General features: G+C 73.8%; 12 protein-coding genes and 2 tRNA genes. 7 read left to right on the forward strand and 7 right to left on the reverse strand.

What is annotated here, in order from left to right:
* Window positions 1-31: 31 nt before the first annotated feature.
* On the reverse strand, window positions 32-1,180 hold the full coding sequence (locus tag BMW99_RS09295; protein WP_079175994.1) for a PP2C family protein-serine/threonine phosphatase: 1,149 nt from the start codon (window positions 1,178-1,180) through the stop codon (window positions 32-34).
* 197 nt (window positions 1,181-1,377) lie between these two features.
* On the opposite strand from BMW99_RS09295, the gene BMW99_RS09300 reads away from it, so the two are divergent.
* Entirely contained in the window at window positions 1,378-2,781 is a 1,404-nt protein-coding gene (locus BMW99_RS09300) for a M1 family metallopeptidase (RefSeq protein ID WP_079138636.1), read from the forward strand.
* 135 nt (window positions 2,782-2,916) lie between these two features.
* Window positions 2,917-3,792 (forward strand): pentapeptide repeat-containing protein, encoded by an 876-nt coding sequence (locus BMW99_RS09305; protein WP_069464889.1) that lies wholly within the window; start codon window positions 2,917-2,919, stop codon window positions 3,790-3,792.
* A gap of 136 nt (window positions 3,793-3,928) precedes the next feature.
* On the opposite strand, the gene BMW99_RS09310 is transcribed toward BMW99_RS09305, so the two are convergent.
* A tRNA-Lys gene (locus tag BMW99_RS09310) sits at window positions 3,929-4,002 on the reverse strand.
* 159 nt (window positions 4,003-4,161) lie between these two features.
* Window positions 4,162-7,902, reverse strand: a complete 3,741-nt coding sequence (locus tag BMW99_RS09315; protein ID WP_075016628.1) for a S8 family peptidase — start codon at window positions 7,900-7,902, stop codon at window positions 4,162-4,164.
* A gap of 190 nt (window positions 7,903-8,092) precedes the next feature.
* Between BMW99_RS09315 and BMW99_RS09320 the strand changes: the two genes are divergently transcribed.
* A tRNA-Lys gene (locus BMW99_RS09320) sits at window positions 8,093-8,166 on the forward strand.
* A 134-nt stretch (window positions 8,167-8,300) separates the two neighbouring features.
* On the opposite strand, the gene BMW99_RS09325 is transcribed toward BMW99_RS09320, so the two are convergent.
* Window positions 8,301-9,056: an IclR family transcriptional regulator gene (locus tag BMW99_RS09325; RefSeq protein WP_069463214.1), complete on the reverse strand. Its 756-nt coding sequence runs from the start codon at window positions 9,054-9,056 to the stop codon at window positions 8,301-8,303.
* Between the two features lie 496 nt (window positions 9,057-9,552).
* On the opposite strand from BMW99_RS09325, the gene BMW99_RS09330 reads away from it, so the two are divergent.
* Both BMW99_RS09330 and BMW99_RS09335 read left to right on the forward strand, forming a co-directional pair.
* Window positions 9,553-10,707, forward strand: coding sequence for an LLM class flavin-dependent oxidoreductase (locus tag BMW99_RS09330; protein WP_069463213.1), 1,155 nt, complete (start codon window positions 9,553-9,555; stop codon window positions 10,705-10,707).
* Between the two features lie 242 nt (window positions 10,708-10,949).
* Entirely contained in the window at window positions 10,950-12,713 is a 1,764-nt protein-coding gene (locus tag BMW99_RS09335) for a glycosyl hydrolase family 18 protein (protein ID WP_075016598.1), read from the forward strand.
* 153 nt (window positions 12,714-12,866) lie between these two features.
* On the opposite strand, the gene BMW99_RS09340 is transcribed toward BMW99_RS09335, so the two are convergent.
* Window positions 12,867-14,633 carry a putative bifunctional diguanylate cyclase/phosphodiesterase gene (locus tag BMW99_RS09340; RefSeq protein ID WP_069463126.1) on the reverse strand — a complete coding sequence of 589 codons (1,767 nt, stop codon included), beginning with the start codon at window positions 14,631-14,633 and terminating at the stop codon, window positions 12,867-12,869.
* 404 nt (window positions 14,634-15,037) lie between these two features.
* Here BMW99_RS09340 and BMW99_RS09345 point away from each other — a divergent pair, with 404 nt between their 5' ends.
* Together BMW99_RS09345 and BMW99_RS09350 are read left to right on the forward strand one after the other, a co-directional pair.
* Window positions 15,038-16,282 carry a M6 family metalloprotease domain-containing protein gene (locus BMW99_RS09345; RefSeq protein ID WP_245791315.1) on the forward strand — a complete coding sequence of 415 codons (1,245 nt, stop codon included), beginning with the start codon at window positions 15,038-15,040 and terminating at the stop codon, window positions 16,280-16,282.
* 5 nt (window positions 16,283-16,287) lie between these two features.
* A complete protein-coding gene (locus tag BMW99_RS09350; protein ID WP_245791316.1) occupies window positions 16,288-17,532 on the forward strand; it encodes a M6 family metalloprotease domain-containing protein in 1,245 nt (414 codons plus the stop codon).
* Between the two features lie 18 nt (window positions 17,533-17,550).
* Here the strand turns inward: BMW99_RS09350 and BMW99_RS09355 are convergent, their stop codons facing one another.
* On the reverse strand, window positions 17,551-17,979 hold the full coding sequence (locus BMW99_RS09355) for an OsmC family peroxiredoxin (RefSeq protein WP_069463124.1): 429 nt from the start codon (window positions 17,977-17,979) through the stop codon (window positions 17,551-17,553).
* A gap of 134 nt (window positions 17,980-18,113) precedes the next feature.
* On the reverse strand, window positions 18,114-20,534 hold the full coding sequence (locus BMW99_RS09360) for a phosphatidylglycerol lysyltransferase domain-containing protein (RefSeq protein WP_075016599.1): 2,421 nt from the start codon (window positions 20,532-20,534) through the stop codon (window positions 18,114-18,116).
* Between the last annotated feature and the right edge of the window lie 69 nt (window positions 20,535-20,603).

A 20,603-nucleotide genomic window follows, 5' to 3' on the forward strand; every position in this document is an offset into this window, starting at 1 on the left:
GCCGGGTGGCTCACGGCCCGCGGACGGCCCGTCAGGAGCGCAGCAGTGGCGGGTCCTGCGGGTGCATCGGCAGCGGGCGGGACATGGTGGAGATGAGCAGCAGCACCACGTCGTCCGACAGTGTCCCGCCGGTGTGCCGCAGCAGGTCGTCGTAGACCCGCTCGACGGCCGTGTCCAGTTCGTGGCCGCTGCCCGCGACGAGCGGGCCGACCCGGTCCGACAGCGGGTAGAAGGTGCCGTCCTGGGCGCCGCGGGCCTCGATCACCCCGTCGGTGCACAGCACCAGCACGTCGCCCGGCAGCAGCGGCACCCGCCAGGGCTCGGGCCGGCCCGGCACCATGTCGGCGAGGCCGAGCGGCACCCACGGCTCGGCGGGTTCCAGGGTCGCCACCTCGCCGTCGCGCGAGACCCGCAGCGGTGCCACGTGGCCGTAGTGCAGCAGTTCCACGGTGTCCGGCTCGTCGAACTGCGCGAACAGCGCGGTGATGAAGTCGCCGCTGGTGACGTGCCGTCCGACGCTGGTGTCCACGCGGGCCGCGACCCGGTCCAGGCCGCCCTCGTCGAAGGCGGCCTCGCGGAAGGCGCCGAGCACCACCGCGGAACTCTGCACGGCGGCGAGTCCCTTGCCCCGCACGTCGCCGATCAGCGCCCGCACGCCGTGCGGGGTCTCCAGCACGGAGTACAGGTCGCCGCCGATCTGCGCGGCGTCGGCGGCCGAGACGTAGCGGACGGCGACCCGCACCGTCCCCACCCGGGGCGCCGGCGGGTGCATCAGGGCGTGCTGGGCGGCCTCGGCGACCGACGCGACGGCGGTGAACGCCCGCGCGCCCGTCTCCCGCCGCCACGCGATGTAGACGCTGAACGCCGACACCACGCAGTAGGCGTAGAGCTGGCCGAAGAGCACGTCGTGGTCGGAGGTGGTGGTGATGCCGTCGTAGGGGGCCAGGGCGCCCTGCACGCCCCCGCCGATGACGCTGACCAGCAGCGTCTTGTGCCAGTTGACGGTGATCGCGGCGAGCGCGGGCGCGGCGACGATGCCCGGCGTCAGGTAGTGGTCGCGGCCGGCGATCAGGTCCGCGGCGACCACCACGGCGAGCGCCAGCAGCGGGAGGGACAGGCCCAGGCGCGCGAGGTACTCGCTCTCCAGGCGCTGGACGGCCCGCAACCAGACACTCTTCACATGGTGAACCTATCCGCCCTTCCGGCCCACGTCAGCCGGAGGGGCGGCAGGTGGCGGGGGCGGTGCTTTCCGGCCGTTGTGTTGCGCCCGGTGAAGGTTCTGCGACAGCAGGGGCGTTCGGGGTGGCTGGGGCCGGCGGCCCTTCCTAGGGTCACCGTGTACCTGCCATCCGTTGATCTCCGCACTGGAGGACCCCTGTGCGCACGAGAGTGATCGCCTCCGCCACCGCCGTACTCGGCCTGCTGCTCGCGATCCCGGCCTCCGCGGCCGGCGCCGGACCCGGCGCCCCCGGCATCGGCGACCCCTACTACCCGACCTACGGGAACGGCGGCTACGACGTCTCCCACTACGACCTGAACCTGCGGTACCAGCCCGCCACCGACGCCCTGTCGGGCACCGCGGTCATCACCGCGACCGCCACCCAGGGCCTGACCAGCTTCGACCTGGACTTCGCGCTGGACGTCAGCAAGGTCACCGTCGACGGCCGCCCGGCGGCCTTCGCGACCAGCGGCGAGCAGGAGCTGGTCGTCACCCCGCGGCACGCCGTCGGCCGGGGGCAGCGGATCACCGTCGCGGTCACGTACGCGGGCGTGCCGTCCACCGTCCAGCGGTACGGATTCACGTCCTGGCAGCACACCCCGGACGGCGGTGTGGCCGCCAACGAGCCCGAGTCGGCGTGGTGGTGGTTCCCCAGCAACGACCACCCGCTGGACAAGGCGAGCTACGACGTGCACGTCACCGTGCCGTCCGGCGACCAGGCGATCAGCAACGGGCTGCTGCTGTCCCAGCGCACCGCGGACGGCTGGACCAGCTACCACTGGCAGCAGACCAAGCCGCAGGCCACGTACCTGGCGACGCTCGCCGTCGGGCACTTCGACATCACCCACAGCCGCACCCGCACCGGCATCCCGGTGATCAACGCCTACAGCACCGACCTGGGCGCGAACGCCGCCAACGCCCGCGCGAGCGTGGAGCGCACCGCCGAGATCGTCGACTTCCTCAGCGGCTACTTCGGGCCGTACCCCTTCGACTCGGCGGGCGGCTACGTGCCGAACGTGCCCACGCACTTCTCGCTGGAGACCCAGACCCGGGTGTTCTACAGCCCCGCCACGTTCTCCAAGGGCGTCAACACCTCCGTCGTCGCGCACGAGCTGGCGCACCAGTGGTACGGCGACGACGTGTCGCTGGAGCGCTGGTCCGACATCTGGCTCAACGAGGGCTTCGCCAGCTACGCCCAGTGGCTGTGGGCCGAGCACGAGCACACCGGCACGCCGCAGGACCTCGCCCGCCAGGTCTACGACGCGCACCCGGCCGACGACCCGTTCTGGAAGGTCGAGCCCGGCGACCCGGGCCCGCAGAACCAGTTCGACGACGCGGTGTACGACCGGGGCGCGGTCGCGATCCAGGCGCTGCGCGACACGATCGGCGACCAGGCGTTCCTGAAGCTGCTGCGGCTGTGGCCCGCCCAGCACCGGTACGGCAACGCGACCGTCGCCGACTTCCGGCAGCTCGCCGAGCACCTGTCGGGCCAGGACCTCGGCGCGTTCTTCCAGACCTGGCTGTACACCCCGGCCAAGCCCGCGGTCTTCCCCGGCAGCTGACCGCGGGGATCGGCCGGGGGCCCCGACAGGGCACCATGGACGCGGGCGGTCCGGACGGCGGACCGCCCGCGTCGCCCCGTCCCCGCCGCAGTCGCGGCACCGGGCGCGCCGCCGGCACGGCACCAGGAGCAGCCCGTGAGCACCACCGCACCGGACGCACCGGACGCACCGGAGCCATCCGCGGTGCCGGACGGGCCGGGCGTGCCGGGCCTGCGGGCCGACTGCGGCGCCTGCTTCGGGCTGTGCTGCGTGGCGCTGGCCTTCTCCCGCTCCGCGGACTTCGCCCGGGACAAGGCGGCCGGCGAACCCTGCGGCCACCTCGGCGGCGACCACCGCTGCGGCATCCACGGCACGCTGCGGGACGCGGGCTACCGCGGTTGCACGGTCTACGACTGCTTCGGCGCCGGGCAGCAGGTGTCCCAGGTGACCTTCGGCGGGCGCGACTGGCGGGACGCCGCCGACCGCGGGCAGGCGATGTTCGCCGCGCTGCCGGTGATGCGCCAGCTCCACGAACTGCTCTGGTACCTCGCCGGGACGCTCGTCCTGGACGCCGCGGCCGAGGTGCACCCCGCCGCCCGGGCGGCACGCGACCGGGTCGCCGGCCTCACCCGGCTCGGCGCCGCGGAACTGCTCGCCGTGGACGTGGCGGCCGAACGCGCCGCCGTCAACACGGTGCTGCTGCGGGCCAGCGCGCTCGCCCGCGCCGCGGCCGTCCGGCGGCCGCGCAACCGGCGCGGCGCGGACCTCACCGGCGCCCGGCTCAAGGGCGCGGACCTGCGCGGCGCAGACCTGCGCGGGGCGTACCTGATGGGGGCGGACCTGCGGGACGCCGATCTGCGGCTGGCGGACCTGATCGGCGCGGACCTGCGGGGCGCGGACCTGCGCGGCGCCGACCTGACCGGCGCGCTCTTCCTCGCCCAGGCCCAGGTGAACGCGGCTCGCGGTGACGCCCGCACCCGCATCCCCGGTGCGCTGGACCGCCCCGCCCACTGGTCCGCCCCGCCGTCCTGACCCGGCCGGCCGGCTCCCGACCGGTCTCGACCGGCCCCAACCGGTCTCGACCGGCCTCGTCCCGGCTCGGCGGGCGGGGCCCTGCTCCCGGGAACGGCGAAGGCCCTCCGCTTCCGCGGAGGGCCTTCGTCTCGGGTGCGCCGCCAGGGACTCGAACCCCGGACCCGCTGATTAAGAGTCAGCTGCTCTAACCAACTGAGCTAGCGGCGCTTGCGAGAACCATCATACGGGGTCCGCGGGGGTGCCCCGTGCCACCCCCGCACCCGCCGGCCACCGGCGGCCCCCCTCGGGGCCGCCGGCGATCGACGCCGTGTTCACCTGCCCGGGTCCGGGCGGGCACCCGACGCGGCGCGCGTCCTCAGCCGCGCGTCACTTCAGGCCGAAAGCCCGGATGACCTGCTGGCTGACCGATCCGCCGTGGCCGTCGGAGGCCGTGGCCTTCAGCGACACCGCGCCGCCGGGCGTGTGCGGGGTCCTGATCCGCGCGGACCACGAGCCCTTGCCCTGCGAGGTGAGCGTGACCGGCTGCCAGGTGGCGCCGTCGTCGTAGGAGACCGACAGCGTCGCCGAGGACGCCTTCGTCACGCCGTCCAGCCACTCCTGCGTCGCGGACGACAGCCCGATCGTCGTCCACTGGCCGGCCGGCACGTCCGTGGCCGTGTCGGTGGCCACCGCGTAGTCCAGCTGCAGCAGCTTGACCGGCACCAGCGCGTCGCCCGTGACGGGCCCCGAGACGAAGTTCCACTCGGTGTGCGTGCGGATGGAGGTCTTCCACTGCGCCGCGTCCCGCGCCGAGTCGATCACCAGCCGGTACGGCAGCGTCTGCGCCGGCTGGTCCCACAGGCCGCCGGCCCGGCCGACGCCCTTCTTGACCAGGGTGTCGCCCTGGTAGGCGGCGAAGGTGGTGTTGCCGTCGTACTCGTCGGCCGGCATGGCACCGGAGTGCCCGGCGCCGCCGTCCGTCCACGGGCTGATGTTGAACTGGATGTCGTTGTACGAGGAGCGGGTCGGCCCCCAGTACCCGGTGCCCAGGCGCGGGCGGACGATCCCGCCGAACCAGGAGGTGCTGTAGGTGTGCCCGGGCAGGAAGGTGTCCTGGCTGCCGCGCTCCTCCAGCAACTGGTTCTCGTACGCGGCGTCGTACACCGAGTGGTCCTCGTACCAGTAGCCGGCGCCCTTCATCCTCGAGACGTACTCGGTGCGCGTCGACGGGTACGACTCCCGCTCGGCGAAGCCGACGCCCGGCGCGCCCCAGGCGGGGATGTCGTAGCGGTAGCCGCCGCCGGAGCGGGCGCGGTCGCCGTTGTAGACGGCGTCGACCCTGGCCAGGTCCTTCTTCGGATCCGGGGTGTAGGCCAGCGAACGGTCCGGGATCGTGCCGTCGTGCTCGTCCGCCAGGTCGTACACGTAGCGGGTGTACGTGCGCTGGGCGACCTGGATCCGGGTGCCGGTCCTCGCCTCGGCGGCCAGCCGCGTTCCCGCGTCGTGCCGCATCGTCACCACGGGCAGCGGCGCGTCGCTGCCGTCGTCACCGGCGTAGTAGTCGAGCAGCCGGCCGGGCGCGTCGTTGACGACGACGAGCAGGGCGGCGCCGGCGGCCTTGGCGTTCGCGGCCCGCTCGGCGGGCGGCACGGCGTCGCCGCGGTCCACCACGACCGCCTTGCCGCGCACGTCGAGCCCGGCGTAGTCGGCCGCGGCGCCCTGGCCGGCGTAGGCGGTGGCCAGGACGGAGGTGCCGTTGCCGATAGGGGAGCCGGCCGGGGTGAGGGTGTCCAGCGCCTGGCCCTGGTCGGTGAGGGCGATCGTCGGCTCGCCCAGCCGCCACCGGGTGAGGAAGTCGAAGGTGCCGTCGGTGACCTTCTTGGTGGGAGCGGCGTAGAGCGCGTCGTAGGTGAGCGGCAGCATCGCGACGTCGCGCACCAGCTGTCCGTTGGAGAAGGTGCGCGCCAGGTCCCAGTTGAGCTGCCGGACCTGGGTGCGCTGCGGCACCGACGCGCTGATGCGGTGCGCCTTGCCGGCGTCGAGGGTGACGGTGGTGTCCTTCCCGAGCACGGTCTCCGGGTCGGCGACGAGCGCCAGGCCCAGGGAGTCCGGGGTGTCACCGGGGACGTCGATCTCGGCGTAGGCCATGTACGTGCCGGGCTCCAGGCGCAGCGTGGCCTGCCCGTCGACCTGCACCGGCCACGACTGGGGGTTGCCCTCCTCCGCCATGACCACGGTGCCCGCGGTGGGCTTCCCGTCCCGGCCGAGGAGCTTGATCGTGTAGTTGTACAGCTCCTTCTCCTTCTCCAGGCCGAAGCCGGTGTGCGCCACGACGGCGCCGGAGGCCGCGTCGGTCGCGGTGACCTGGCCGGAGAAGGTGGTGTCGGCCGGCACGGTGGCCGGGTCGAGGGTGAGCGTGACGTCGGTGCTGCCGCCGGCCGGGACCGTGACCGTGTCGGCGGACAGCGTGTAGGCGGCGCTCGCCGAACCGGTGGACAGCTTCAGGGTCACCGGGGCCGCGCCGCTGTTGCGGTAGGTGACGGTCCGGGTGACCGGGGCCGCGCCGGCGGTCGGCCAGCGGAAGACGGCCGTGTCGACCGAGCCGGTGGCCTGGACCGTGGAGTCGACGGCGGCGAGCACGTCGACCCGGCCGGTGCCCTGCTCGAACGGGGTGTAGTCCGGCAGCACCTTGGACGAGGACATCAGCGCGTCCTTGAGCCGGTCGGCCGTCCAGTCGGGGTGCCGTTCCTTGAGGATGGCCGCGGCGCCCGCGATGTGCGGGGTGGCCATCGAGGTGCCGGACATCGTCTGGTAGCCGCCGCCGGGCTTGGCCGCGGTGATGTCGACGCCGGGCGCGGACAGGTCGGGCTTGAGGCCGTAGCTGCCGGACAGCGGGCCCATGCTGGAGAAGTCGGCGCGCTGGTCGGCGGAGTCGACAGCGGCGACGGTCAGCGCGGAGCGCGCGGAGCCGGGCGCGCCGATGGTACCGGCGCCGTAGGAGTTGCCGGCGGCGATGACGAACAGCGGGCCGCCGTCCGCCGACAGGCTGTTCACGGCCTGTGCCATCGGGTCGGTGCCGTCGTCGGGCAGCGGGTTGCCCAGGCTCATGCTGACCACGTCGGCGCCCTGGGCCTTGGCCCATTCCATGCCGGCGATGATCCAGGAGTCCTGGCCCGAGCCCTCGTTGGAGAGCACCTTGCCGACGAGCAGGCGGGCGCCGGGGGCGACGCCCTTCTCCAGCCCGCCGGAGGCGGCGCCGCTGCCCGCGATGGTGGAGGCCACGTGGGTGCCGTGGCCATGGCCGTCGGCCACGGTCTCGCCGGGCACGAAGCTCTGCTCCTCGGCGACCTTGCCCTGCAGGTCGGGGTGGGTGTCGTCGACACCGGTGTCGAGCACGGCGACCTTCTCGCCGGTGCCGTCGTAGCCCTCGGCCCACGCCTGCGGCGCGTTGATCTGCGGCACGGAGTCCTGCAGCGCCGCGCTCGCCCTGGCGTCCAGCCACAGCCGCGCGATGCCGTTGGCGGCGTCCAGGGTGCGGGCGGACCGGGCGGCGGTGGCGCCGCGCGCGGCGGCCGGGTCGAGGTCGTCCCAGAACGCGCGGGCGTGCTTCTTGTCGGCGCTGAGCGCGGCGCCGCCGATGCTCGGCAGGGTGCGGACCGTCCGGGCGCCGGCCGGCGCGACGGGCAGCGAGCGGGCCGCGCGGGCCGCCTTCGTCCAGGTGGCGATCAGCGGGACGCCGGCGCTGTGCGCGTCGTCGTAGCCCATGGCCACCAGGGCGCTGACGTCGAACAGGCGGCGGTCCAGTGTCCCGGCGGCCAGCAGCGACTGGGCCTCGTCGGGGATCACGTAGGTGTCGCCGCCGTCCTGCCGGACGTGCACCGCGCCGGTCGCGCCCGGCGCACGGTCGACGGTGACGGTCGGGGCCGCACCGGTGCCGAGGTGCACGACGTCGCCGGTGACCAGGGTGACGGTGGCGGAGGAGGGCGCGGTCGAGGTGTGGGCGGCCGGCGGGGGTGTGGGCGGCGGCGTCGCCGCGATGGCGCTGCCCGACGGCAGCATCAGGGCGGTGCCGAGGGCGAGCGCGGTGGCGCCCGCCGGCACGGCGGTCCGGCGTCGATTCGAAGTCATGAGCATGATCTACCGGCCGGGTCCCGGCGGCGTCAGCGCCCCGGACCTGGCACGTTCCCGCCTGGCGGCTATCCGCCTCCGGGCCGGGACGGTGCCAGAGGCGGGCGGAACGGTGCCGGGGGGCGGCGCCGGGGCACGCACGCGGTTGGGGGCATCCGCGCCGATCGGGTACGATCATCCACGTCAGCAGGCGCCGCTAGCTCAGTTGGTTAGAGCAGCTGACTCTTAATCAGCGGGTCCGGGGTTCGAGTCCCTGGCGGCGCACCTGAGACGAAGGCCCTCCGCGGAAGCGGGGGGCCTTCGCCGTGTCCGTGGGTGTGCCGGTGGGCGCCCGGCAGGGGCGGCGCGAGCGGGAGGCGGGCAGGCAGGGGCCCGCGGGCCGCGGGAGGTGGCCGCGATCAGATGCTCATCGACAGCAGCACCGGCGCGGCGCGCTCGTGCAGCGTGTCGACCGCGGGGCGCAGCCGGTGCGCCTGGCTGTACGGCATGGACAGCGCGAGACAGGCGACGGTCTTGCCGATGGTGACCGGGATGGCGGCGCACACCGTGCCGATGGCGTACTCCTGCAGGTCCAGCGTCGGGACGCTGGCCGGCTGGCGCTCCAGCTTGGTCAGCAGCACCCGGTCGTCGACCTCGGTGCGGGAGGTCAGGCGGGCCGGACGGTGCCGGGAGAGGTGCTCCAGGCGGCCGTTGTGGTCGAGCTGCGAGAGCAGGCACTTGCCGACCGCGCTGGCGTGGGCCGCGGAGCGGAAGTCCACCCACTCGTTGACCTTGGGCGCGTTCGGGCCGTCGGCGAAGTCGATGATCCGCACCTCGCCGTCGTCGTACCGGCTGAAGTAGACCGCGGCGCCCACCTCGTCGCGCAGCTCCGACAGGATCGTCCGGAGCTTCTCCGCGAGGGCGAGGTTCCTGTTGGCGGCGCAGAGCAGCACCATGGACTCGCCGACCACGTAGCCGCCGCCCGGCAGGAAGCCCAGGTAGCGTTCGCGGCGCAGCATCGAGAGCAGCTGGGTGAGGTAGCCCAGGGGCACGCCGATCTCGCGCGCGAGCTGCTCGGCGGTCACGCCGTCGCGGTGGGAGTCGACGGATTCGAGCACGCGCAGCGCGTACCGGACCGCATGCACCGGCCCCAGCTGTCGGTGTTCGAGCGCCACGGTAGCCCCCTGCAGGTAAGACCGTCTGCGTGTCCCGGACGTGGCGCCTGGTCGGTGGGCCAGCGGCGCGGCCCTGGCCCGGCGTCGTGACCGGAACTCCACGATAGCCCCAATACCCCTGCCGGTAGAGGTGGTTGAACAGGCCCCGAGCAGCCCTCAGGCGTCTGTGCAGGAAGGGGCCTGTCTGGCATATGTCCACGTCATTGCCCTCTTCTCGGAACGGCGGAAAACGACCCCCCGGAGGCGCACGCTCGGCGCACTCGGCGGCGCATTCATGGCGGTCCCGTGGCGTGTTCACGGCGCTCGCGGAGGTCTCCGTGGGGCTCCTGGGATGCGCGTGACCCTCGCGGAGGCCCCCCGGGGGAACAACCGGACGGCCTCTCCGGTTGTCGCCAGGAGAGACGGGCCGCGGCATGTGACGGCACGCGACGGCATGCGACGCCATGTGACGGCGACGGCACGCGACGGCATGCGACAACGACAGGAGGCGCCCGCGGTGGGTGACGCAGAGCAGTCGGTCACGGACACGACCGGACGCGGGGGGACCGGCGGCGACGGCATCCGGGGCACGGTGCGCGGTACGGCGCCGGTGCCGCTGTCGGTGCTGGACCTGGCGACCGTCGGCAAGGGGCTGACCGCGAGCGACGCGCTGCGCGCCAGCGTGGAGATCGCCAGGACCGCGGAGACCCGCGGCTACCACCGGATGTGGGTGGCCGAGCACCACTCCATGCCGGGCGTCGCCAGCTCCTCGCCCGCGGTGATCCTGGCCCACCTGGCGGCGTACACCCGCACCCTGCGCCTGGGCTCGGGCGGCGTCATGCTGCCCAACCACGCCCCGCTGGTGATCGCCGAGCAGTTCGGCACCCTGGAGGCGCTCGCCCCGGGCCGGATCGACCTGGGGCTCGGCCGCGCGCCCGGCACCGACGGCGCCACCGCCGCGGCGCTGCGCAGGACCGACGGGCTGCGCGAGGGCGCCGACGAGTTCCCGCGGCAGCTCGCGGAACTGACCCGCTTCCTGGACGACGACTTCCCCGACGGCCACCCCTACGCGCGGATCCACGCGATCCCCGGCCCGATACAGGCGACCGCGGACGGGGGAGTGCAGTCGCCGGCCCGGCCGAGCATCTGGCTGCTGGGCTCCTCCGGCTTCAGTGCGCAGCTGGCCGGCGCGCTCGGCCTGCCGTTCTCCTTCGCGCACCACTTCTCCGCCGCCAACACCGTCCCCGCGCTCGCCCTGTACCGCGAGTCGTTCCGGCCGTCGGAGGTGCTGGACGCCCCCTACGCCTCGATCGGGGTGTCCGCGCTCGCCGCCGACGACCCGGCCGAGGCCCGCCGCCAGGTGCTCACCGGCGCGCTGGGCATGCTGCGGCTGCGCACCGGGCGGCCCGGCCTGATGCCCACGGTGGAGGAGGCCGAGGCCTACGAGTTCAGCCCGATGGAGCGCGAGTTCGTCGACTCCTGGCTCGCCAACGTCGTCCACGGCGACCCGGCCCACGTCCGGGCCGGGCTGGACGCGCTCGTCGAGCGCACCGGCGCCGACGAGCTGGTCATCACCTCCAACGCCCACACGCCCGCGGCGCGGCTGCGCAGCTACGACCTCATCGCCGACGCGTACGGCTTCCCCAAGGACGTGGCTGCGGTTAAGGACTGATTTCCGAGGGACGGGTGGTCCAACCTTGGACCGACCGTACGTCCTGACTTAACCCAGGGTTAAAGCCGCTCGTCACCCCGTTGACGAGCGGCTTTGCTCATGGCGTGAACGCTCCGGCGGCGGCGCGGCGGGCTCCGATTGGTCTAGTCCTAAGTCTGGTTCAGACCATTGACGTGCACTTGGCGAAGGACTATCCATGCTCCAGCCCCCTGTTGGTCCTCCCTCTCCCCCCGGAGGTACTTGTGCAGTCCAGGAAGAGAGCGTTCGTGGCCGCCGCCACCAGCGCCGCCCTCGCCCTCGGCGCGTTCGCCGCGCTCGCGGTGACGACGGGCACCGCCCAGGCGGACGCCACGTCCGCCGCCAAGCCCGCCGCGGCCGCCGCCGCGGCGAGCAGCGGCGGGGTCAAGATCGCCTACTACGACCAGTGGAGCGTGTACGGCAACGCCTTCTACCCCAAGAACCTCGACACCGAGGGGATCGCGGGCAAGCTCGACATCCTCAACTACTCGTTCGAGAACATCGACCCGACGAACCTCACCTGCTTCGAGGCGACGAAGGCGTCGGACTCCACCAACGAGAGCGACCCCAACGCCGGTGACGGCGCGGGCGACGCGTTCGCCGACTACCAGAAGTCCTTCGGCTCCGACATCAGCGTCAACGGCACCGCGGACACCTGGAACCAGCCGATCGTCGGCAACTTCAACCAGCTCAAGGAGCTGAAGGCGAAGTACCCCAACCTCAAGATCGTGGCCTCGCTGGGCGGTTGGACGTACTCCAAGTACTTCTCCGACGCGGCGGCCACCGATGCCGGCCGCAAGAAGCTGGTCAGCTCCTGCATCGACATGTTCATCAAGGGCAACCTGCCGGTGCAGGGCGGCTACGGCGGCACCGGCTCCGGGGCCGGCATCTTCGACGGCTTCGACATCGACTGGGAGTACCCGGGCTCGGCGGGCGGGCACACCGGCAACCACTACAGCGCGGCCGACAAGGCCGACTACACCGCGCTGCTGGCCGAGTTCCGCAGCGAGCTGGACGCCTACGGCGCCGCCAACGGCGGCAAGCACATGCTGCTCACCGCGGCCCTGCCGGCCGGCCAGGACAAGATCGCGAACATCGAGACCAACAAGGTCGGCCAGTACCTCGACTACGCGAACATCATGACGTACGACATGCACGGCGCGTTCGAGACGACCGGTCCGACGAACCACCAGGACCCGACGTACCAGTCGCCGAACGACCCGTCGAACCCGGTCTCGCCGGGCTCCGAGAAGTACAGCACCGACAACGCGATCAACGCCTGGACCAACGGCGACGCGACGTACGGCATCGCCGGCGGCTTCCCGGCGAACAAGATCACCATGGGCTACCCGCTCTACTACCGCGGGTGGACCGGGGTCCCGGCCGGCAGCAACCACGGCCTGTACCAGCCGGCCACCGGGCCGGCCGCCGCACGCGGCATCAGCCAGGTCGCGGGCACCGCGTACTACAAGGAGCTGTCGGGCATCGTCGACAACGCCTCGACGACCTTCTGGGACGCGGCCTCGCAGTCCAACTACTTCTACAACGGCACCGAGTTCTGGACCGGTCTGGGCAGCCAGGGCATCCAGGCCAAGGCGGACTACGCGCACTGCCACGGCCTGGGCGGCTCGATGATGTACTCGCTGCTGGACCTCGACGCGTCGGCCACGCTCTTCAACAAGATCGTGACCGCGACCAACGGCTCGGCGTCCGGCTGCTCCAACCCCACCACGCCGCCGACCACCCCGCCGACCACGCCCCCCACCACGCCGCCGACGACGCCCCCCACCACGCCGCCGACGACGCCTCCCACCACCCCGCCGTCCGGCACCTGCACCCTGCCGTCCTGGAGCGCCTCGGCGATCTACGTCGGCGGCAACCAGGTGTCCTGGAAGGGCCACAACTGGCAGGCCAAGTGGTGGACCACCAACGAGGAGCCCGGCACCACCGGCGAATGGGGCGTCTGGCAGGACAACGGCGCCTGCTAGGGCCTGTCCGACACAGCCCGCGCGGCCGCCGGCACCGCGGGCGGCCTCGGGATCCCCCCACACCAGGGCCCGCGTCCTCTCCCCCACGAGGACGCGGGCCCGTCCCGTCGTCGCGCTGCCGGGTGCGGCAGCGCGGCCCTGGGCCGGGCGGGGTCAGGCGCTCAGCAGGTCCGAGATCGCCGCCGCGGCCACCGGGCGCGACCAGTGCCAGCCCTGGCCGGTGTCGCAGCCGATCCGGCGCAGGCGCTCGGCCTGCTCGGCGCTCTCCACGCACTCCGCGGTCACCGTCAGGCCCAGCCGGTGGGCGAGCTCCACCAGTGCCTCGACGATCGTCTCGTCCGCCGGGTTGGGGTGCTCGGCGGACCGGAAGCCCTGCACGAACGACCCGTCGAGCTTGAGCGCCGAGACCGGCAGCCGGCTCATGTAGGCGAGGTTGGAGTAGCCGGTGCCGAAGTCGTCGATGGCGATCCGCACGCCCATCTCGTCCAGCGCGTGCAGGGCCTGCAGCGGGCGGCCGGCCGACCCCATCACCGCGGACTCGGTCAGTTCCAGCTGCAGCAGCCGCGGCGGCAGCCCGGTCTCGCGCAGGATCGCCGCCACGTCGGCGACCAGGTCGGAGTCCCACACCTGCCGCACCGCCACGTTGACCGACACCACCAGGGACCGGTCCGGGTGGGCCTGCTGCCAGGTCCTGGCCTGCCGGCAGGACTCGGCCAGCACCCAGCGGCCCAGGGGGACGATCGAGCCGTCCTCCTCGGCCAGGCCGATGAAGCGGTTGGGGGCGAGCCGCCCGAAGTGCGGGTGCTCCCAGCGCACCAGCGCCTCCACCCCGCGCAGCCGGCCGGTGTCCAGCGCCACCAGCGGCTGGTAGTCCAGCACGAACTCGCCGCGGTCCACGGCCTGGCGCAGTGTGCGGGCCAGCGCCTGACGGGTCATCCGGTGCTCGTTGCGCTCCGGGTCGAAGAGCGTCCAGCGGGCCTTGCCGTCGGCCTTCGCCCAGTACAGCGTGGTGTCGGCGGCCTGCATCAGCTGCGTGGCGGTGCTGCCCGCGGCCTCCCGTTCCACCACCCCGATGCTCGCCGACACCGCCAGCCGGTGGCCGCCCACGTCGAACGGCGCGTGCAGCGCGGCCAGCACCGACTCGGCCAGCCCGGTGGCCTGCCCGGTCCCGGTGGAGTTCCGCAGCAGCAGCGCGAACTCGTCGCCGCCCAGCCGGGCCGCCAGGTGGCCGCCGGCCGCCGCGCAGTCCTTCAGCCGGTGCGCCACCGCCGCCAGCAGCTCGTCGCCGACCCGGTGCCCGAGCGTGTCGTTGACGGCCTTGAAGCCGTCCAGGTCCAGGTGGCACAGCCCGATCCGGCCGGTGCCGCGCACCCCGGCCTGCTCCACCGCCTCCGCCAGCCGCTCCAGGAACAGCGCCCGGTTGGGCAGCCGGGTCACCGGGTCGTGCATCCGCAGATGCCTCAACTGCTCGCGCAGCGCGTCGCGTTCACCGACGTCCTCGACGGTCAGCAGCAGCGGCCCGGGACCGGTGCGGGCCAGGGTGATCTCCGCGCGGATACCGCCGCCGTCGGCGCGGGCCAGCCGGCGGGTGCAGCGCAGCCGGGCCCGGCGGCCGCCGGCCACCTCCTGGAAGGCGGCGTGTGCGTGCGTGTCCCCGTCGAGCCCGAGCAGGGCGGCGGCGCCGCCGGCGCCGGCCATCCGCTCGGGTGAGACGCCCAGCAGGACGCCGAGCGCGCGGTTGGCGGCGAGGACCCGCCCGTCGAGGTCCACCAGGGCCATGGGGACCCGGGCGGCGGCGAAGGCGGCCCGGTAGTCGCGCAGCTCCGTGTCCCCCGCGGACGCGCCCCGGATATCACGGTGCGTGACGCTCTGGGTCGCGGTGTCGGGCTCGACGGCGGGGCCGCCCGACGGTACGCCCATGGCCCGCTCCCTGTTAGCGCTTCCTTTGACGGCGATCATATGGGCTGCCGGAGCGGGCCTTCCAGCGCCGTCGTGGTGATTCTCGGCGCGCGTGCTGACGCGGTGCCCGTTTCCGCGCGTTTGGGTCGAGCACCTGATCGACCTCCGCACGTCATGACGGAGGGTAGTCGTCCTCCCGGGCGTCCCCTCGTACGCCAGTGCCCCGCCGGTGGTTCCGGCCGCAACACCCGCACGGACCAGCCGAACACCGCAAATCATCTCATTTCATAGCAATGTGGGGGAGGTCTCGAACAGCTCGTCATTCCTCCCCGGAGGTCCTTGTGCGGCGGTCAGGCATCAGGTCAGCTCCCCGGCAGCGGACGGACCGCGACGCCCGTGCGGCGTCGGCCCGGCGCGCGTCCGGCGTGTCGCGCCGTGCGCTGCGGGCCGCCGCCGCGGCCGTCGCCTGCTTCGCCGGCCTGGTGGCGTGGACCCTGATGACCGGCCCGGCCGCGCACGCGGCCGACGGCAGCGCCTGCGTCCTGCCGCGCACCGACGTGCACCACTCCGAGGGGGTCGACAGCTGGCCCGGCGGCTACTCCCGGCCCGTCGGCGACGTCAACGCGCTGATGGTCTTCCTGTCGTTCCCCGACGCGACCCCCCAGGTCACCCCCGAGGACCTCGTCGCCGACCACTTCCCGGCCACCAGCACCTTCTACGACAACGCCTCCTACGGGCAGTTCCGGCTCCACGTGCACCCGGTGACCCGCTGGCTGCGGATGCCGCGGCCGTCCACGGACTACCGGATCACCCGCGACTGGGACGCCGCCGGGCGCAGCATGTACCTGCGGGACGCGCTGCGCACCGCCGACCCCGCGGTGGACTTCCACGGCTACGACGTCGTCTACCTGGTCGCCGACCCCACCGCCCCCGGCGTGGACTCCGACGCCACCAAGGTCGTCAACCTCGCCGAGCCCGTCCGCCTCGACGGCACGCCCGTGCGCCGGCTCGTCACCGTCTTCGAGCACCACCCGCCGGACCGCAACGTGCTCGCCCACGAGACCGGGCACGTCTTCGACCTGCCCGACCTGTACTACCGGCCGCCGGCCGGCAGCAACGCCGACTGGGACACCCACGTCGGCGACTGGGACCTCATGGGCAGCCAGTTCGGCCTGGACCCCGACCCGTTCGCCTGGCACAAGTGGAAGCTGGGCTGGCTGCGCGACGACCAGGTCGGCTGCATCTCCCGCACCGGCGTCACCTACCACGACCTGAGCCCCGACGAGACGCCCGGCGGCACCAAGCTCCTGGTGGTCCGCACCGGGCCCGACTCGGTGCTGGCCGTCGAGGCCCGCAGCACCGCGGGCAACGACGCCACCGGCTGCCGGCAGGGCGTGCTGCTGTACCGGGTGCGCTCCGACAAGGAGTCCGGCGAGGGACCGATCGACGTGATCGACGGCCACCCCGGCACGTCGGCCTGCGAGGCCACCTCCGTCTACCCGGCGCTGGCCGACGCGCCGCTGGGCGTCGGCGAGTCCTCCACCACGCCGGACGGCTCCACCCAGGTCACGGTCATGGCCCACACCGGGGGCACCTGGACCGTACGGATCAGCGAGGCCGCGCCGCACACCCTGACCGCGTCCGGAGCCGCGACCGGGAAGAGGGGCTGACCGGCGTGTCCGCGGCGGGCAGGTTCGGACTGAGAGCCCTCGCACTGAGCGCGATATGCCTGCTGGCCGTCGGCTCGACGGTCTCCTCCGACCCGGGCTTCTCCTTCAACGCCCCGCCGCCGCCCGCCGCCCGGCCCTGCGCCCTGCGGTCCGTCCCCGGAGTGGCGATGTCCGAGGGCTTCTCCGCCAAGCCGCAGGACACCGGACCCGACGCCGAGTTCGCGCCCTCCACCGGCACGCTGCACGCGCTCACGCTGCTCATCGACTTCCCCGACGCGCCGGCGCCCTACAGCGCCAGGCAGCGCTACGACGAGTTCTTCCCCGCGGTCAAGCAGTGGTACACGGCCGCCTCCTACGGCAAGCTCGACTACCGGTCGACGCCGGTGCTGCGGTGGATACGCATGCCGCGGCCGTTCTCCGCCTACGGGATCGGCCGCGGCTACGGCTGGGACGCGCACACCGCGATGATGCGGGACCTGCTCAAGGTCGCCGACCGCGACATCGACTTCCGCGGCTACGACCTGGTCAACGTCCTCGTCACGCCCAACGCGGGCCCGCCCGCCGACGAGGCCGTGCTCTCCGTCACCTGGACCGGCGCGTCCGCGGCCACCACCGACGACGGCGCCCAGCTCAACAAGGTGTCCCTCATCTACGGCCACGACCAGTCGGGTTCACGCGTGCTCAGCCACGAGAACGGCCACGCGCTCGGCCTGCCCGACCTCTACGCCGCCGACGACTTCCAGCGCACCGACACCCTCGCCGGCCAGTGGGACACCATGTCCCTCGACTGGGGCCTGCAGGGCGACCTGTTCGCCTGGCACAAGTGGCGGCTCGGCTGGATCACCGACCAGCAGATCGACTGCGTGACCCACCGCGGCAGCGGCACGTACCAGCTCACGCCGATCGAGACGCCCGGGGGGCACAAGGCCGTCATCGTGCCCTACTCGCCCACCCGCGCCTACATATTGGAGGTCAGGGACAAGCGCGGCGACGACCGCGACGCGTGCCGCACCGGCGTGCTCGCCTACCGCGTACGCACCGACGTCGACTCGGGGCAGGGCCCCGTCACCGTCACCGACGCCCATCCGCTCACCTCCGCCTGCGACTTCAGCAGCGGAGCGTTCAACTCGCTCAACGACGCGCCCTTCACCGCCGGCGAGGGCTTCACCGACCGCGCGTCCGGGGTGACCTTCCAGGTCGAGTCGCGCACGGCGGCGGGGACGTACACCGTGCACGTCACCCGCCGCTGAACGCACCAGCGCTCCCGGTCAGTCGAGGAGCTCGGCCTCCAGCGTGATGTTCACGCCGGCCAGGGCCTTGCTCACCGGGCAGTTGGCCTTGGCGTCCGCCGCCGCGGCCTGGAACGCCTCGTCGGTCAGGCCGGGCACCCGGGCCTTCACCGACAGGGTGATCCCGGTGATGCCCTCACCGGGCTGGAACGTCACGTTCGCCACCGTCTCCACGGTCTCCGGCGGGGTGCCGGCACCGGCCAGGCCGTGCGACAGCGCCATCGAGTAGCAGGAGGAGTGGGCCGCGGCGATCAGCTCCTCGGGGGAGGTCTTGCCGTTCGCGGCCTCGGCGCGCGACGGCCAGGACACCTCGTACTGGCCGACGCCGGAGGTGTCCAGCGAGACGATACCGGCGCCGCCCATCAGCGGGCCCTTCCACTGAGTCGTCGCGGTGCGGGTGGTTGCCATGGTGAAGCCTCCATCGGATACGTGCAGGGGCGACGGCTCGCGCCGTCCCCCTGACGCTACCTTGCGCGCCGCCCCTCCCGGCGGGACCCCGGGCCACCGTGACGCGTCGCCCACCCCGCCAGGGCGAACGGACCCTAGCGGAAGTGCGGGTTGGGGGCCGCGGGGCCGGCGGCCGCCAGGACGCGGGGGAGTTCGCTGCGCCGTTCGCACAGCAGCCGCCGCGCCGACCGCGCGGTGGTGAGCGCCGAGAGGGCGGGCAGGGCCGGGAGCGCGTGCAGGGCCGGGGACACCAGGCCCAGGGACAGGCGGGCCACCCCGGAGACCGGGGGCGCCCCGGCGGCGGCCCGGTGCAGGACCTCCGCCAGCAGGAAGTCGACCGGGCCGCGCCCCGACTCCCGGTCCCAGCGCAGCAGATCGAGCGTGAGCCCGTCCGTGCCCCACGGCACCAGCACGGCCAGCGCGCACACCCGCTCGTGGCGGTCCCGGCACTCGCCGACCACGCAGTCCCCGTCCGCCGTGTCGCCGAGCCGCCCGAGGCCCGGCCCCCTGCGGTGCCGGCGTCGGCCGGCGTGCCGCCACGCGTCGGCGAGCTGGGCCAGCTGCGGCCACTCCCGCCCGTCGACGTCCTGCTGCCTGCGCAGCACCACCCGGTAGCCGGCCCCGGCCATCTCCTCGCGCACCCGGGCGAGTTCCGCCGGGAGCGGCCCCGTCCCCAGCAGCTGCTCCTCGTCGGAGGCGACCGCGTGCAGGCCCGCGGCGCGGTACTCCGCGGTCCCCGCCTCGCCCGCGTACACCGCGGCCGGCGCCCACGCGTGGCGGCGGGCCGTGTCGAGCCAGCCCGCGACGGCGGCGGCCCGCGCCGGGGCCGGGCCGAGCGGGTCGCCGTGGGCCAGCGCGACGCCGTTGACGACGCGGTAGACCACCGCCGCCGCGCCGTCGCCGCTCCAGCACACCGACAGGTCGCGGCGCAGCGCGAAGTAGCCGAAGGAGTCCGCTGCGCCGTACGCGTGCAGCAGCACTCGCAGCCGCCGCTCGTCGGCGGGCGCGAGGCGGGCCAGACCGGCCGGCGGGCGGAAGAACACGACGAGCACCACCAGCATCAGCGCGACGCTCAGCAGGTTGATCGCCAGGTCGGTCCACGCGGGCACGTCGACGCCCGGCAGCGAGAACAGGCTGGAGACGGTCAGCACCCGCACCGACGCGTAGTGGGCACTGGCCCCCCACGTGCTCGGCGCCGCCCGGTCCGTGGCGTACACCAGCAGGGTGCCGAGGCCGACCGCGGCCACCGCCCCGGCCAGCAGGGTGACCAGGCCCAGCGCCACGTTGCCGCGCGCGCCGCGGACGTTGAAGTGCGTGCGCGACACCAGCAGGGCGGCCAGCAGCAGCAGCGTCAGCACCAGCGACACCCAGTTGACGGGGTGCCGGTGGGCGTGCGGGACGGACGCCACGTCACCGGCGACGACCAGCAGGTACGCGGCGGTCAGCACCACCGTGAGGATCCACGCCGCACGCTTGCGCCGGCGCAGGCTCACCGACAGCACGAACGCCAGCGCGGCGCCGGTGAACCCGGGGCTGAGCAGGAACGGCGTCACGTACTCGCCCTCGGTCGCGGCCCGCACGTGCTCGCGGAACGGGGCGACGAGCCCGGTCACCAGGTCCACCACGGCCGCCACCCGCAGGTACCAGACGGCGGCGGCCGCGCCGGGGCCGCGCAGCGGCCCGAGGACCTGGGCCAGCCGCACCTCCAGCCGGGACGGCGGCACCTCGACCACGGTGGGCGCGCCGCGCGGCGGCGCCTTCGTCAGCGACACCGGGTTCGGCGCGCCGGCCACCGCGTCCATGAACCGCGTCTTGGCCGCCGCGAACCGCCGGTGCACCCGCTCCTCGCGGCGCTCCGCCCGCGCCATCCGCCGGGGCCGCGAGGTGTAGCGCCAACGCGCCCACGGGCTGCCGGGCCGGGCCAGCCGGACCGCGCCCACCACGGCGAGCAGCGGCACCATGACGCCGAGCAGCCCCGTCCACACCTTGCCCTTGATCAGGCACAGCACCACGAAGCCGGCGAGCACGGCGGCCACCGCGTACGTCACCCACGAGGTCCCGCCGACACCGCCGCCCAGCGGCGCGGCGCCGAACAGCACCAGCCCGATGATCGCCACCGCCAGGATGACCGCGTCGACGGACTGGCGGCCCTCCTCGCGCCAGTAGACGTCCTCCAGGTGCAGCACCAGCGCGAACTCGTCCAGCACCAGGCCGCAGCCGATTCCGAAGAGCACCGCGAGCAGGTCGTGGACGAGCGGGCCGCCGCGCACCGCGAACGAGCCGATGCCGCCGACGAACATCATCACCTGGCCGAACACCACGTGGTGGATGTGCAGCCCGCCGGGCTCGACGTTCCCCGGCCACCAGGACACCCCGCGCCGGATCATCCGGGTGCTGAACCGGATGAACAGGAACGAGGCCAGCAGCCCGAGCAGGAGCAGGAGGAGCTGCCGGCGGCCGGTGGACGCCTCGATCCGCACCTGTACCTGGTCCACGTACGTCGGCCAGTGCCCCATAGGTCAAGGGTCGCGGTGCGGCGGTCAGGCACCTCGTTCTGATGCGGCAGATGAGGGAGCGGCCCGCGG

This window comes from Actinacidiphila rubida (assembly GCF_900110255.1).
Lineage (GTDB): Bacteria > Actinomycetota > Actinomycetes > Streptomycetales > Streptomycetaceae > Actinacidiphila > Actinacidiphila rubida.